Annotated in this window: 1 pseudogene; it reads left to right on the top strand. The window is 68.4% G+C overall.

Going from position 1 to position 291, the window contains the following annotated elements:
• Positions 1 to 229, top strand: a pseudogene (locus tag NE591_RS15250) (aminotransferase); the annotation flags it as partial.
• Positions 230 to 291 lie beyond the last annotated feature (62 nt).

Raw genomic sequence — 291 nt, 5'->3', positions numbered from 1 at the left:
CGCCGTGCACCATTTCTCCGGCGATCCGGCCGAGCAGGACATCGTGCTCGATATCGCCGAAGCCTGCCGCGAGGCGGGCAACCCCGATCGCTATCTGAAGTTCGGCTCCACGTCGAAGATCACCTACCCCGGCGCGGGCGTGGCCGCTTTGGCCGCAAGCCCCGCCAACATAGCCGAGATCAAGCGGCACTTGGGCGAGCCGCAGCGCGGGCACGCGTCGCGGTCGTAGCCGTTGAAGAAATCGGCCTCGCCGACCAGGCCGGCGCCCGCGTGGCGGTAGCGGTACATTTC

It is taken from the genome of Adlercreutzia sp. DFI.6.23 (assembly GCF_024462535.1).
GTDB lineage: Bacteria > Actinomycetota > Coriobacteriia > Coriobacteriales > Eggerthellaceae > Adlercreutzia > Adlercreutzia rubneri.
The sequence above is the reverse complement of the archived record's forward strand: the minus strand, read 5'-3'. Positions and strand labels throughout refer to the sequence as shown.